Source organism: Capnocytophaga sp. ARDL2 (genome assembly GCF_041530365.1).
Classification (GTDB): domain Bacteria; phylum Bacteroidota; class Bacteroidia; order Flavobacteriales; family Flavobacteriaceae; genus Flavobacterium.
Genome location: NZ_CP168034.1, coordinates 744,851 through 759,809 on the forward strand (window position 1 = coordinate 744,851; position 14,959 = coordinate 759,809).

Sequence of the window (14,959 nt, forward strand, 5' to 3'; positions counted from 1 at the left end):
GCAGTTTTTTTTTATTTTAATATATTTTATTTCAACGGCATGGTCAATTTTTCAACTACCAAAAATGGAAAATATTGTTCCATAGTGTTACAAATGGGAATTTCTTCTTCTGTTGGCAATCTGAAATGTAAAAAGTGAGTTTCGTGAAAATCTTCTGTAATTGGAGAATTTATCAAAGCAAAAACATTACCTGTTTGATTTTCTGGAATATTTTCCTCGGGATAATTCAATTGTACCAATACCTGATTTCCACAATGATTTGAGTTTAAATGAGTAAAATAAACTGCATTGTTTGGAAAGGGGTCGTTTGGTTCATCACACGAAAACATTGATGAAAATACAAAAAGTATAAAAAATAATTAGGTTTTCATAATTGTATTTTTCTTCAAAGTTAATCAAAAATATAGGTTAAATATATTTTCTACATCATAAAAAGTTTTATTTTTGTGGAAATAAATAAAAGTTAGAATTATGTATCCACAAGAAATTGTTATTCCTATGCAAGAAGAATTGACTTCTGCAGGATTTCAAGCACTTCATACACCAGAAGAGGTAGAAACAGCATTGGCAAAAGAAGGGACTACTTTGGTTGTAGTAAACTCAGTTTGTGGTTGTGCTGCAAGAAATGCAAGACCAGGTGCCATTATGAGTTTGAACAATGCTAAAAAACCAAATCATATCGTAACCGTTTTTGCAGGTGTTGATAGAGAGGCAGTTGATGCTGCAAGAGAAAAAATGTTTCCATTTCCACCGTCATCGCCTTCTATGGCTTTGTTTAAAGATGGAGAGTTGGTACACATGTTAGAGAGACATCATATCGAAGGTCATTCTGCTGATATCATCTCTGAAAACTTGAAAGGAGCATACGACGAATTTTGTTAATCTATAACAAAATCATATGTAAGAAGTGTTTTACTCCAAAAAATAAAAAGGCAACCTAAATTTAGGTTGCTTTTTAGTTTTATCAATGTGCTTCCAACCAATTGTCTCCAATTCCGATTTCTACTTCGAGGGGAACAATCATTTGGAAAGCGTTTTCCATTTCTTCTTTGATGAGTTTACTTGCTGTTTCGATTTCGCTTTTCGGTACATCAAACACCAATTCGTCGTGTACCTGTAGCAACATACGAGTTTGCAAGTTTTCGGTTTGTAATCGCTTGTGAATATTTATCATTGCAATTTTAATAATGTCTGCGGCACTTCCTTGTATCGGTGCGTTGATGGCGTTTCGCTCTGCCGCTCCTCTTACCACTGCATTTTGCGAATGTATATCTTTTAGATACCTTCTACGCCCCAAAATGGTTTGTACATATCCATGTTCTCTTGCAAATTCGATTTGGCGGTCGATATAATCACGCAATTTTGGATAAGTGGCATAATAAGTATCAATCAAGGCTTTACTTTCCGAGCGTGTCAAATCTGTCTGCTGACTCAAACCAAAGGCTGAAACTCCGTAAATAATACCAAAATTCACAGTTTTGGCATTGCTTCTTTGTTTGCGTGTAACTTCCTCTAAAGGTACATTAAACACTTTTGCTGCCGTAGCTCGGTGAATGTCTTGTTTTTGGTTAAACGATTCAATCATAGTAGGTTCTTGACTCATCGCAGCAATGATACGCAATTCGATTTGTGAATAATCGGCGGCCAACAATACATGATTTTCGTTTCGAGCTACAAACGATTTTCGAACTTTTTGTCCTCTATCGGTACGGATAGGAATGTTTTGCAAATTGGGATTGTTTGAACTCAAACGGCCAGTAGCTGCCACCGCTTGCATATAATCGGTGTGTACTCTTCCTGTATTTGGGTTGATTTGAGTTGGTAAGGCATCTACATAAGTATTTTGCAATTTTACGATTTGTCGCCATTCCAAAATATTGCGAACTACTTCGTGTTCTTTTGCCAAATCGCTCAAAATTTCTTCACCTGTGGCATATTGACCTGTTTTTGTCTTTTTGATTTTTCCTGAACCCAATTTCAATTTTTCAAACAAAATCACTCCCAATTGTTTAGGAGACGCCAAATTGAAATCTTCTCCAGCAATTTCGTAAATTTTGCTTTGTAATTGCTGAGCTTCAATAGACAATTCTTCCGAAAGTTGTCGCAAATAATCAACATTCAGACGAATTCCTTCCGCTTCCATCGATGCCAAAACAGCAACCAACGGACTTTCAATTTTTTTAAATAAATCAAAAGTATTGGCATTCACCATTTTTGGATGAAAAACTTCTTTCAATTGTAAGGTAATATCGGCATCTTCACCTGCATATTCTTTTACTTCTTCTACGGCAACATCACGCATTGACAGTTGATTTTTTCCTTTTTTGCCAATGAGAGTTTCTATTGAAACAGGCGAATATTGTAGATAAGTTTCCGACAACACATCCATATTGTGCCTCATATCTGGATTGATGAGATAATGAGCAATCATGGTGTCGTAAATAAAACCTTTAACCTCAATGTTGTATTTTTTCAATACTTTGATGTCGTATTTTAGATTTTGACCGATTTTTGTAATGTGTTCGCTTTCAAAAAACGGTTGTAATATTTGTAAATATTCTTTGGTTTGTTCTTCGTTTTTGCAAGGAATATAATAGGCTTTTCCCTTTTCAAAACTAAACGAAATTCCCACCAATTCGGCTTGAAGTGGGTCGATATGAGTAGTTTCCGTATCAAAACAAACTTCCTTTTGATTCATCAATGATTCTAAAAGGAAATGCACAGCCGCACTTCCTTCAATCAATTGATAAAAATGTGGTGTGTTTTGAATGGTTTTGTAATAACTTGGGTCGGTGATTTCTGTTTCGCTATCTCCTACTTCAAACAACGAAAATTGCTCTTGAGTACGAGGTTTTGAAGCAGAAATAGTTATAGCTTCTATCATCGGATTTTCGTCAGAAAACAGTTTGTCGAACTGCTCTTTCATGCGACGAAATTCCAATTCTTGAAACAAAGCGTCGGTTTTTTGCACATTGGGCTTGTCGAGTTTAAAAGCCACTTCGTCAAACTCTACCGGGCAATCCAACAGAATACGAGCCAATTCTTTAGAAAGCAAACCAAGTTCTTTAGAAGCCTCGATTTTTTCTTTCATTTTACCTTTCAGCAGGTGAGTATTTGCCAAAAGATTTTCCATAGAGCCAAATTCTGCCAAAAGTTTTTTCGCAGTTTTTTCGCCCACACCAGGCAACCCGGGGATATTATCTACCGCATCGCCCATCATACCCAAGAAATCGATAACTTGGATAGGGTCTTGCACTTCAAATTTTTCTTTTACTTCTTTTACGCCCCAAATTTCGATACCGTTGCCCATACGAGCCGGACGATACATAAAAATATTTTCAGAAACCAGTTGAGCATAATCTTTATCAGGCGTAACCATATATACCTGAAAACCTTCTTTTTCGGCTTTTTTTGCCAAAGTACCAATCAAGTCATCAGCCTCAATACCAGCCATCTCGATAATGGGAATGTGCATGGCTCTCAAAATCTCTTGAATATAGGGTACAGCGATGCGAATCGCCTCTGGAGTTTCGTCGCGATTGGCTTTGTATTCGGTAAAAAGTTCGGTACGCACGGTGCTACCACCTTTGTCGAACGCAACGGCAAGATATTCAGGTTTTTCCCTGCGGATTACATCCATTAGCGAGTTCATAAACCCCATAATTGCCGAGGTATCCAACCCTTTTGAATTGATACGAGGATTTTTAATAAATGCGTAATATCCTCTGAAAATCAACGCGTAAGCATCGAGTAAAAAAAGTCTTTTTTGTGTCATGTTGCAAAGATAGGGAAAAATAGTGATTTGTAATTAGTAAGCAGAGGAGAGAGAAAGATTGAAAAATAGAAAATGAGGCATACAATGTACCTCATTTGTTTTAATAAAAATAGGATTATCTTTTTAATAAATAAGTGATTACATGTTCGGCAGAATGAAGTCCAAAAAGAGCAGGCATCCAACTATTGGTTCCGAAAAAGGATTTTTTAAAGTTGGTTCCGTCAGTTTTTTTTAGGCTACTTTCATCAGGTTTTTCCAAAGAATAAACAGCTTTTACCCCTTTGCTTATTCCCAATTTTTTCAAGCGTTTTCTGATGACTTTTGCCAATGGACATACATCCGTTTTGCAAATGTCTCTTACTACTATTTTGTTGGATTGCATTTTTCCACCTGCCCCCATATTGGAAATTACTTTGACTTTTTTCTTTTTTGCAGCAACGATTAGATGCAATTTGGGTGTAATAGAGTCGATGCAATCTACAACATAATCAAATTCTTCTGTAACGATAGCTTCCGCACGCTCGGGAGATAAGAATTCTTGTATTTTTGTGAGGTTTAGTTCAGGATTGATGTCCAGCAAACGAGCAGCAACTACTTCTACTTTTGGTTGTGTTACTGTACTGTGCAAAGCTGGTAATTGTCTGTTGATGTTGGTAATATCGACGGTGTCGCCATCTACGATTGTGAGATTTCCTACTCCCGCACGTGTGATAAATTCGGCTGCAAATGACCCTACGCCTCCCAGTCCTACAATTAGTATATTTGCGTTTTTTAGTCTTTCAATCCCTTCGGTTTTAAATAATAATTCTGCTCTTTCTTGCCAGATTGCCATTTTGTTAGTCTTTAAAAAGTTGTTTGAAATTTTTTTCTATTATCGCTTCTACATTTTTGTTTAAAAGATTTGAAGCCTTATCATAAAGTTCATCAATAATGATTGATTGATTTGCGTCTGTTTCTAGGAAAATACATTCAACAGATACGTTTTTAAAAGTATGTTGAACTTTAGGATTTTCAAGTAAATGATGACCAAATGAAAGATAATTTCCATTTTTTATGAGCCAATTTGCTACTTGAATATTTTTTGAAAATCCATGAAAAATCATTGGAATATTTGTAGTAAACTGTTTTTTTAGCTCCATAATTTCTTGAAAAGCACCTACACAATGCACGATGATTGGTTTATTTACCTGAATTGCCAAATCGATTTGTTGTAAAAAAACTTTTTTCTGAAGGTTAAAATCAACGGAGATTTTTTTATCCAAACCACATTCTCCTATTGCTAAACATTTTTCTTTTTTTAAATGTAGAAAAAGATTATGAAGATTTTCTTCAGAAAATTGATTTTCAATATACCAAGGATGAATTCCTATTGAATAGTTTTCCTTTGATGAAAAAACGTCTTTAGGATAATGATTAATCAATTGAAAATGATCACTGTTTTCAATAGGAAAATGTGTATGAATATTGTATTTCATTTTGAAATATTATTATAAAAATGATTTATTCTATCATTTTTTCTAAATCTTTCCAATCAATACCTCCGTAATTACCCGAACTCATAAATAACCAAACGATATTTTCGCCTTTTTGACTGTTGAGAAAATCGTACAATGGAGTTGGAGAGGTGAACACTTTCAAATCATTTCTTCCAAAGGCTTGATAAATTTCCTCTGCCGACATAGGTTCTAACTTTTTGATTTTTACGGTTTCGTCATGGAAAAATACGATAGGTAGATCTGCCTTGTCCAAGGCTCCTTTGTATTGCGAAATAAACTCTGGATTCAAACTCGAATAGGTGTGCAATTCCAAACAAGCAATGACTTTTTTGTTTGGATATTGAGCTTTTACTGCCTGAACAGTAGCTGTAACTTTACTTGGTGAATGTGCAAAGTCTTTGAAAATCACACTGTGAGTATTTTCTCCGATTTTTTCCAAACGCTTGGCAGCACCTGTAAAAGTGGCGATGGCTTCGTAAAAATCAGCTTCGTCTATACCCATGTTTTGGCAAATCCATTTGGCTCCTGCAAGGTTGCTCAAATTGTGTTCGCCAAATACCTCAATTGGCATTTCACCATCGGGAGTATGCAACAAGGTCTGACCGTTTTCTATGCTGTATTCAGGCAATTGATACGGCATTTTTCGGATAGGTTTGTCGGTATTTTCTACCAAATCTTTTACTTCGGCATCGTCGCTGTTGTAAACCAAAATACCACCGTTTATGATTTTGTCTATAAAAATAGCAAACTGCTCTTTGTAGTTTTCAAAAGTAGGAAATACATTGATGTGATCCCATGCAATACCGCTAATTAACGCAATATTAGGTTGGTAGAGATGAAATTTTGGTCGTAAATCCAAGGCTGAAGAAAGGTATTCGTCGCCTTCGATTACGATAAATTCGTTTTCGTGGGTTAGTTTTACCATATTGTCAAAGCCTGGTAATTGAGCCCCCACGAGATAGTCAACAGCTACACCGTGGTAATTCATCACATGGAGTATCATAGAAGTAATCGTAGTTTTTCCGTGCGAACCACCAATGACTACACGTGTTTTGTTTTGCGATTGTTGGAAAATAAACTCAGGATAAGAGTAGATTTTTATCCCCAATTCTTTGGCTTTTAGCAATTCGGGGTTGTCTGCTTTAGCATGCATTCCCAAAACGATAGCGTCTAAATCGGTTGTGATTTTTTCGGGAAACCATCCCATTTTTTGGGGCAATAAACCTTTGGCAGCTAAACGCGAACGCGAAGGTTCGAAGATTGCATCATCGCTTCCTGTGACGATTTCTCCTTTATCGTGAAGAGCCAAAGCCAAATTGTGCATTGCACTACCACCAATTGCTATAAAATGTATTTTCATGTTGTTTCTTTTTAGTGTTATTAAATTTTCAAACTCATAACCAGCATACTCAAAAAAGGCATGGCTTTTTGGTAGGTTAAAGTTTAGCATTCGAAATCATTTATTTTCTAAATACAATCAATTTTGCATTAATGAGCTGAGCAGGGTTATTCGGATTTTTTACTAGAACATTTGAAATATTAAGTGACGAGCTGACCAATTGCTCTATTTTATTTTTGCTTTCTGTAGGAAAACTTTGGTATTTCTCAGTCGGAATAATGACAACTAATTCAAATGTATTTGTAGAGGTTGTATACAAATAATTGAATACTTTTCGTGGGTTTTGTATTTGCCACATTCCTCGGATTCGCAAATTGGTAATTCCCAAAGGGTCTACGCGGTTTACTCGTCCCAGTTCATTGGTTTCTGCCAATTCTACATTTGGAATTTCATTGATTCCCGCGGTGATTTTCTGTTTGATAATCTGATAGGTTTCGTGAGTGGCGGCGTAAATCGTTCCGTAAACCATCCATAAAGATTTGAGGGCATCATCTGAGGTGTGTCCTACACAATATATTAAATCTTTTTCTGTCCATTCTTCGCAAGTTTTACAAGCCTGTGTTATCATTTTGCTATCGGCTTGAACACTGGCTTTGGGATAAGAGCTCTTAAGAGCTAAATCAGAATTGGCACTTTGTGTCTTTTTTACCTCAATAGCATCGCCTACTTTTATCATTATATTGGGGCGATGATTCTGATTGCCTAACTACGAAAATACTTGGTTGTAGGCTTTCATTTTTTCTTGTTTGTTTTCTACAAGAAAAGCATTGGCAAAGGCATCTTTTACAAAGGTTTCTAATGCTTCTCCTACATTATTCATTCGGTTTCGTCCTGAATAATGAGCTTTTAATATCATAAATAGGATGCTGAATAATATTTGCAATTGCTTCTAATATATTTGTTGTCATCATAGTACCTTTTCTAAAACTTGTTGTTTAGGTTCGTTGGCTTTCAATTGTTTTTTGATACTTTCGGCTAAAAAATAGGCCAAATTTACAGGCACTGCATTTCCAATCATTTTGTATCCTGCTGCGATGTTTTGGTAATGAAAAATGAAATCATCTGGAAAAGTTTGGATTCTTGCACATTCTCTCACGCTTAATCTTCGGTATAAATGTTCTTTTCCTGGAACAAAAATTCGCACATTCTGCTCTATAAATTCCATTTTCGGAGCTTGTGGATGGATGGGTGCGTGACGACCTCCTGCCTGAATGGTAAAGGATTGTTCTTCCCAACTTCTTACGCGGTTTCTCGACATATAAATGGTAGAAAATCCGCCAGTCATATATTCGTGATTTGGAAAAAAACAATCCGAGCCGTTAGTTTTATTGGTTTCTTTGGCTGGTAAAACATTTTCTTGTAAATCGAAAATCGTATCTTGAAGCGTCTGTTTAGGAAAATTGGGCTTTTCAAACTGATAGGTAAAGCCTAAATCTTTGCGTATTCCCACAAAAATAACTCGTTTGCGGTCTTGGGGGACATTGTAATCACAGGCATTGACCATCTCAAAAGACAATTCATAGCCAATACCTGCTTTTCTAAACAATTCTTTGATGTTTTCCAAGGCTTCGGAATGCCGACCGAGTAGCATTCCGCTCACATTTTCGGCAAGGAAAAATTTAGGTTGTTTGGCTTCTAAAATTCGGATAAAATCAAAAAATAACTGTCCTCTTTTGTCTTCGATGCCTTTCATAGCTCCTGCCTCGCTCCAGCTTTGGCACGGTGGTCCTCCGATGATTCCATCACAATCTGGTACTTCTTCTGAGGGAATGTTTACAATACTTCGCTTATCCAGTTGAGTATTTGGATGATTTTTTTGGTAAGTTTCCCAAATTTCTTTATCGTATTCATTTGCCCAAATGACATCAAACCCTGCTTTTTCAAATCCAAGGTCTAATCCTCCAGCCCCTGCAAAAAATGATACTATATTCATTGTAATTTATTCGTTTTTTTGAATGTTGAAAGACAATTGATTCTTTCTTTAAAAAGTTTCGCAATTTACGACTTTTTACTTGATGTGTTTCTTTAATTGTTTACCATCGCTTTTTTAACAGATTTTAGGAATTGAAAAAAAAATCAGTGCAAAAAAGTCCTAGAGTTGCAATGCCCCCAAACAGATTTACAGCAGGCTTTCACAAGATAAGAATACTTTAGGGTTGGGAAATTTTGCGTTTTTCTAACTCCCTTAAAACCATTTTTTCTCTGAAAAACAAAAAAAAATCAGTGAGTTACAGAGAAGACAGATTAAGTTTTTGAATGTACCTTTGTGTGATAATAGGATTATTGAGTTCTATTTTTCTGTTTTTACTGATTTGTAGATATTCTATTTCTTTCTCGATGCCTACGAATTTTCGGTTTAATAAATTGGCAGCAATGCCTGTGGTAGAACTTCCCGTAAAAGGGTCAAGAATCCACGCATCAGGGTGGGTAGACGCTAAAATCAATCGCGTTAAAACTGATAGGGGCTTTTGCGTAGGGTGTTTGCCACACGATTTTTCCCAAGGGGCAATGGCAGGGAGTTTCCAAACATCTTTCATCTGTTTGTTGCCGTTGAGTTGTTTCATCAGTTCGTAATTGAAATAATGTGGAATTTTTTCGTGTTTTCTCGCCCAAATGATTTGCTCTGTAGAATGGGTAAAGTAGCGACACGAAAAGTTGGGTGGCGGATTGGTTTTTTCCCAAGTAATGATATTGAGGATTTTAAAGCCCAATTCGGTAAGGATTTGCCCCACCGAAAAAATATTGTGCATTGTTCCGCTAATCCAAATGGTGGCATCATCTTTCATTTTATCACGAACGAGCGAAAGCCATTGGCGATTAAAATTGTTGATAAATTGAAAGCCTTGTGATTTGTCCCAACGAGAATTTTAATCTTTACAAACTTCTATTTCTTTTGAAACAAAGTCATCGGAATCCAAAACGATTTTCTCTTTTTTATAAAGTTTCTCAATTTTTTGTACTGCCTCTTGTTCGTCTTTTGCCTCAATCGAAACAATTCTTGATAAGGTTTCTTTTACTTCTATTTTATAGGTTTTCATAATTTATTTTTTTGTATTTTCCTCTTCCTGTAAATTCTATAATTCCTTTGTCTCTTAAAATTTGTAATTGCTGACGAATTTTATCTTTAATAAAATGATTATTAGGATATTTTAGTTGTAATTTTTCTTCAAATTGATAAACTTCTTCAAGTGTAAAATTATCTTTTTTTATTGAATCTACACAAGTCATAATATCTAAAATCCAACCTTTTGAAGCCTTACTTTGTTGGCGTAGAAAAAGGGTTTTATTGAATGAATCTTTTACAATTTTTTGATTGATTACTTGTGAATTTTTTACCAAAAATACTTTTCCAGCGTCTGAAACTTTTGAAATATCAATATTACAACCGACCCAACCCGCACGCCTTGCAGTGTCTTTTAAAGGCGGTCTTTTAATGATGATTTCTGATGTGAAAAATTGCTTTGGAATGATTAAAAAATCGTTTACTTTCCAGTCTTTTGTATATGTTAAAAAGAAAAAATTCGGATTATTTTCTGAATTAATGCGTTCAATCATAACAGAATATGCTCCATCAGTGATGCTATTCGTGAGTTTTCCCCTTTTGCTTTTTAGTTCAAATTCTTCGTTACATTTCTTGCAATAGAAATCCGCTACTGGACGATTGTTTTCAAACTCCATCAAAGGATTTTCTCCACAATTTGGACAATATGAATTGTGTAAAACCCAATTTTCTGTTAATACTCTTGCAATTTGGGAATTACTCGTATAGCCTTGAATTAAATTGGTATCGAATGATAAATTCATTTGTTTAAGTTACTTTTGTATGTTTGCTCAAAATCGCCACATAAAATTTCTACTTTCTGCAACGCCTCACTGACCGCCAAAAGATTTTCTGTATCGCAAATGGTGGGATTTTTGTAGCTTCCCATCGGTACATTAAATTCATTTTTACGATTTACACGATACAAGCCATTGAAACAAGTTCGGTTTAAGAAAATAAACAACGCCGACTGACTGGTTTTTTCTTCCTTTCGAGTATTGTACAAAGCTCTTTTGTCGTAATAATATTGTTTTTTCTTTTCGTCGTTTCCGTCTAAATCGTGGTACTCATTTTGCAAAATTTCGAGAGTAGAAATCAATTCGTTAGGATTCGAAGCTATTGTTTTGTAGGTATTGATAAGGTCTTGGTTAATATCATTAATCACCGCCTTTTTCAAATTCGGAAAATTGTTCAACATCCAAAACAAAACCGCTCCGCTCCCTACAAAAGGTTCGATATAGGTAAAATTACCTTGCACAAGTTTTGAAGGTAAATTTCTTTCTATTTCCGAAATCAGTTGCGTTTTGCCTCCTGCCCATTTTAGAAAGGGCTTGGCTGTTTTGGTATTTTGCATAGTGTCTCTCTATTGTGTGGGCAAAAATAGAACTTTTTGATAAATTTTAGGTTCATTCGCTTTTTAAAATAAAAGAATTGAAAGATATTCTTCCCTCCTTGGAAAAGCCCCCTCTACTTGGGAGAGGGTTGGAGAGAGGATTTGCAGGAGGCTTTTGCAAGATAAAAATACTCTGGGGTTGGGAGAAATTTCACATTTTTTCTAACTACTTAAAAATTAACCTGTTTTTTTTCTTCAAAAGAAAATGAATCTTTTGCTTGTTTGCAAAATTTTTTCAGAATAAATATTTTTGCCATTGCTCAACAAACTTGAAAAGTAGATAATGAAAGACAAAAACACAACCATCAAACCCTGCTTTTTCAAATCCAAGGTCCAATCCTCCAGCTCCTGCAAAAAATGATACTATATTCATTGTAATATTTTTTGATTGAATCAGCACCTCGCAATAAAGCAAGGTGATGGTTTAAATTCTACAATTTCTCAAAAAACTCTTGCAACATTCTCACACCAGTACCCGTTCCACCCTGTCCTTTGTAGTTTTCTGGAGATTCGGTAAAGGCAGGTCCTGCTATGTCGATATGTACAAACGGAGCTTTGGCAAAATGCTCTAAAAATTTACCAGCGGTAATCGTTCCAGCATAGCGACCGCCAATGTTTTTCATATCCGCCACTGTCGATTTTAGCAATTCTTTGTAATCGTCCCACAGGGGCAATTGTATCATACGCTCGTGAACTTTGGCTCCTGCATCAATGAGTTGCTTGTTTATCGATTCGTTGGCATTACTCATCATACAAGCCGTACGCGTTCCGCCTACGACTAAAGCCGCTCCAGTCAAAGTCGCTGCGTTGATAATCAATTTTGGATTGTAGCGAGTAGCATAGCTAATCGCATCTGCCAAAATCATACGACCTTCGGCATCGGTATTTAATACTTCGATAGTGGTTCCGTCCATCATCGTTATCACATCGCCAGGGGTATAAGCCTCACCACCAGGACGATTGTCCGTTGCAGGAATTAATCCGATAATGTGTACATCCAATTTATTCAACGCCGCAGCATACATTGCACCAGCCATCATAGCCGCACCTCCCATATCCGATTTCATCAAATCCATAGAACCTGCGGTTGGTTTCAACGAAAGTCCACCTGTGTCGTAAACCACACCTTTTCCTACCAATACAATTGGTTTTTCGTTTTTAGGTTTGGCTGGTTTGTATTCCAAAATTGTGAAAGTTGGCGGTGTAACCGATCCTTTGTTTACTGCCAATAATCCCCCCATTTTTAGTTCTTCGATTTCAGATTTTCCAAGAACTTTTACACTAAACTGAGCCTCAGCACCCAATTCTTCGATTTCTTTAGCCAATTGCGGAGCTGTTAAATACGAAACAGGTTCGTTTACCATATTTCTTGCCCAAAAAACCGCTTTGATGATATTGTTTAATTTGTTGATTTGCTCCTCACTAACATCTCCTACAATGCCAACTGTTTCCAAGGCATATTTTTTTTCATCTGCATCGGAAAAATATTTCAAAAATTGATAGTTTGACAAACACAAACCTTCAGCTATAGCTAAAACTTTTTCACCATTTCCAATGATTGAAATTTTCTTTACTTTCTTGTCGATTTTCGTGCGAATGTTGTGTCCTACCAAACGCATTTTTTCCAAACAATCCTGTTCTTTTATAAAAAAGTAGTAATCATTTCCAATTTTTACAAAATCTTCTTTGTCCTCCGAAGATTGAAATTGAGTGAAAGAATCTTTCAAAAAATCAGGTAAATCAATAGTAGTTGGTTCGTTTTGAAGTAAATATACTTTTACGCTTCCTTGAGCTTGTTGAAATTTATGTATCATGATAATTTTTTAATCAATAAAGTTAAAGCTACAAAAATAGTGAAAAATTAAAGTTGGAAATAAAGCGAAAAATAAAAAAGCTGTTTTTTTGTTGAAATTGAGTTGTTTAAAATATTTTTATTACCTTTGCATACTTTTTCTGGAGAATAAGGATTGAGAAAAGGTAGAACTATTCATTAAAATTAACAACTTCTATTTTCATTCTTCATTACAATCCTGCTGAAAATAGAATACAAATTAAATCAGACATGTCTGAACAAAACACAAACTCACAAGAGTTTTTAGATTCTTTCAACTGGGAGAATTACGAAAACGGAATTGAGGCAATCGATGTTCAAAATCTTAAAGAATTTGAAGATTTAGTAGAAAAAACTTTCATCTCTACAGACGAAGAAGAAGTTGTAGAAGGTGTAGTTGTAAGAATCACTGAAAGAGATGCAATCGTTGACATCAACGCAAAATCTGAAGGTGTAATTTCTTTGAACGAATTCCGTTACAATCCAAACTTGAAAGTCGGAGACAAAGTAGAAGTTCTTATCGATGTAAGAGAAGACAGAAACGGACAATTGGTACTTTCTCACAGAAAAGCTCGTACAATCAAAGCTTGGGATAGAGTATTGGCTGCTCACGAATCTGGAGAAATCGTAAACGGATTTGTAAAATGTAGAACGAAAGGTGGTATGATCGTAGATGTATTCGGAATCGAAGCATTCTTACCAGGTTCTCAAATTGATGTAAAACCTATCCGTGATTACGACCAATTTGTAAACAAAACTATGGAGTTCAAAGTTGTAAAAATCAACCACGAATTCAAGAATGTTGTAGTTTCTCACAAAGCATTGATCGAAGCTGATATCGAAGAGCAAAAACGCGAAATTATCGGTCAATTGGAAAAAGGTCAAGTATTGGAAGGTGTGGTTAAAAACATTACTTCCTATGGTGTATTCATCGACTTAGGAGGTGTTGACGGATTGATTCACATCACTGACTTGTCTTGGTCTCGTATCAACCACCCATCAGAAGTATTGGAATTAGACCAAAAATTGAATGTTGTAATCCTTGATTTCGATGACGAGAAAACTCGTATCCAATTAGGATTGAAACAATTGAACGCTCATCCTTGGGACGCTTTAGATGCTAACTTGAATGTTGGTGATAAAGTAAAAGGTAAAGTAGTAGTTTTGGCTGATTACGGTGCCTTCATCGAAGTAGCAGAAGGTGTAGAAGGATTGATCCATGTATCTGAAATGTCATGGTCAACTCACTTGCGTTCAGCTCAAGATTTCGTAAAAGTAGGTGATGAGGTTGAAGCTGTAATCCTTACTATCGACAGAGATGAGCGTAAAATGTCTTTAGGTGTGAAACAATTGACAAACGATCCATGGGCTGATATCGCTGTAAAATACCCAGTGGGATCTAAACACACAGGTACAGTTCGTAATTTTACAAATTTCGGTATCTTTGTAGAATTGGAAGAAGGAATCGACGGATTGGTGTACATTTCTGATCTTTCTTGGACTAAGAAAATCAAACACCCATCTGAATTTGTAAATGTAGGAGACAAATTGGAGGTTGTAGTATTAGAATTGGATGTAGAAGCTCGTAAACTTTCTTTAGGACACAAACAAACTACAGATAATCCTTGGGATGCACATGAGGCTGTTTACGGTGTAGGTTCTGTACACAATGGAACTATCGCTGACTTGAACGACAAAGGTGCAACTGTAAACTTTGAAGAAGATGTAGTAGCTTTCATTCCAACTCGTCACTTGGAAAAAGAAGACGGTAAAAAGTTGAAAAAAGGTGATGCTGCAGATTTCAAAGTAATTGAGTTTAATAAAGAATTCAAAAGAGTAGTAGCATCTCACACAGCTACTTTCCGTGAGGAAGAAGAAAAAGTTGTAAAAGCTGCTGAAGAGAAAGCTGCAACTACTGCAACTGAAAAGACTACATTAGGAGATATCGACGCTTTGGCTGAATTGAAAGCTAAAATGGAAGGTAAAAACTAATCAGTGAGTATAAGTTTTAAAACAAAGGCTGTT

12 protein-coding genes and 3 pseudogenes are annotated in these 14,959 nt (G+C 35.8%); 2 read left to right on the plus strand and 13 right to left on the minus strand.

Going from position 1 to position 14,959, the window contains the following annotated elements:
* Window positions 1-26: 26 nt before the first annotated feature.
* A complete protein-coding gene (locus tag AB4865_RS03705; RefSeq protein ID WP_372474406.1) occupies window positions 27-329 on the minus strand; it encodes a hypothetical protein in 303 nt (100 codons plus the stop codon).
* A gap of 142 nt (window positions 330-471) precedes the next feature.
* Between AB4865_RS03705 and AB4865_RS03710 the strand changes: the two genes are divergently transcribed.
* On the plus strand, window positions 472-882 hold the full coding sequence (locus AB4865_RS03710; protein WP_372474407.1) for a BrxA/BrxB family bacilliredoxin: 411 nt from the start codon (window positions 472-474) through the stop codon (window positions 880-882).
* An 82-nt stretch (window positions 883-964) separates the two neighbouring features.
* Here AB4865_RS03710 and polA read toward each other — a convergent pair whose 3' ends face one another.
* From polA to AB4865_RS03770, 12 genes and pseudogenes are all read right to left on the minus strand, one after another.
* The gene (gene polA, locus AB4865_RS03715) at window positions 965-3,775 is read right to left on the minus strand and encodes a DNA polymerase I (protein ID WP_372474408.1); all 2,811 of its coding nucleotides are present in this window, start codon (window positions 3,773-3,775) and stop codon (window positions 965-967) included.
* Window positions 3,776-3,890: 115 nt separating this feature from the next.
* Window positions 3,891-4,607 carry a ThiF family adenylyltransferase gene (locus AB4865_RS03720; protein ID WP_372474409.1) on the minus strand — a complete coding sequence of 239 codons (717 nt, stop codon included), beginning with the start codon at window positions 4,605-4,607 and terminating at the stop codon, window positions 3,891-3,893.
* A gap of 4 nt (window positions 4,608-4,611) precedes the next feature.
* Window positions 4,612-5,250, minus strand: coding sequence for a TatD family hydrolase (locus tag AB4865_RS03725; RefSeq protein WP_372474410.1), 639 nt, complete (start codon window positions 5,248-5,250; stop codon window positions 4,612-4,614).
* 25 nt (window positions 5,251-5,275) lie between these two features.
* Window positions 5,276-6,631 (minus strand): UDP-N-acetylmuramate--L-alanine ligase, encoded by a 1,356-nt coding sequence (murC, locus tag AB4865_RS03730; protein WP_372474411.1) that lies wholly within the window; start codon window positions 6,629-6,631, stop codon window positions 5,276-5,278.
* A 100-nt stretch (window positions 6,632-6,731) separates the two neighbouring features.
* Window positions 6,732-7,526: pseudogene (locus AB4865_RS03735) on the minus strand (NgoPII family restriction endonuclease).
* Between the two features lie 51 nt (window positions 7,527-7,577).
* Entirely contained in the window at window positions 7,578-8,603 is a 1,026-nt protein-coding gene (locus AB4865_RS03740) for a DNA cytosine methyltransferase (protein WP_372474412.1), read from the minus strand.
* A 295-nt stretch (window positions 8,604-8,898) separates the two neighbouring features.
* Window positions 8,899-9,528, minus strand: a pseudogene (locus AB4865_RS03745) (site-specific DNA-methyltransferase); the annotation flags it as partial.
* Between the two features lie 9 nt (window positions 9,529-9,537).
* Window positions 9,538-9,708 carry a DpnD/PcfM family protein gene (locus AB4865_RS03750; RefSeq protein ID WP_372474413.1) on the minus strand — a complete coding sequence of 57 codons (171 nt, stop codon included), beginning with the start codon at window positions 9,706-9,708 and terminating at the stop codon, window positions 9,538-9,540.
* Entirely contained in the window at window positions 9,695-10,474 is a 780-nt protein-coding gene (locus AB4865_RS03755) for a DpnI domain-containing protein (protein WP_372474414.1), read from the minus strand. Before AB4865_RS03755 ends, AB4865_RS03750 begins: the two co-directional genes overlap by 14 nt.
* 20 nt (window positions 10,475-10,494) lie before the next feature.
* Window positions 10,495-11,064, minus strand: a pseudogene (locus tag AB4865_RS03760) (DNA adenine methylase); the annotation flags it as partial.
* Window positions 11,065-11,338: 274 nt separating this feature from the next.
* Window positions 11,339-11,476 (minus strand): DNA cytosine methyltransferase, encoded by a 138-nt coding sequence (locus AB4865_RS03765; protein WP_372474415.1) that lies wholly within the window; start codon window positions 11,474-11,476, stop codon window positions 11,339-11,341.
* Window positions 11,477-11,534: 58 nt separating this feature from the next.
* The gene (locus AB4865_RS03770) at window positions 11,535-12,917 is read right to left on the minus strand and encodes a M17 family metallopeptidase (RefSeq protein WP_372474416.1); all 1,383 of its coding nucleotides are present in this window, start codon (window positions 12,915-12,917) and stop codon (window positions 11,535-11,537) included.
* Between the two features lie 248 nt (window positions 12,918-13,165).
* Between AB4865_RS03770 and rpsA the strand changes: the two genes are divergently transcribed.
* Window positions 13,166-14,926 carry a 30S ribosomal protein S1 gene (gene rpsA, locus AB4865_RS03775; protein WP_372474417.1) on the plus strand — a complete coding sequence of 587 codons (1,761 nt, stop codon included), beginning with the start codon at window positions 13,166-13,168 and terminating at the stop codon, window positions 14,924-14,926.
* Window positions 14,927-14,959: the final 33 nt, after the last annotated feature.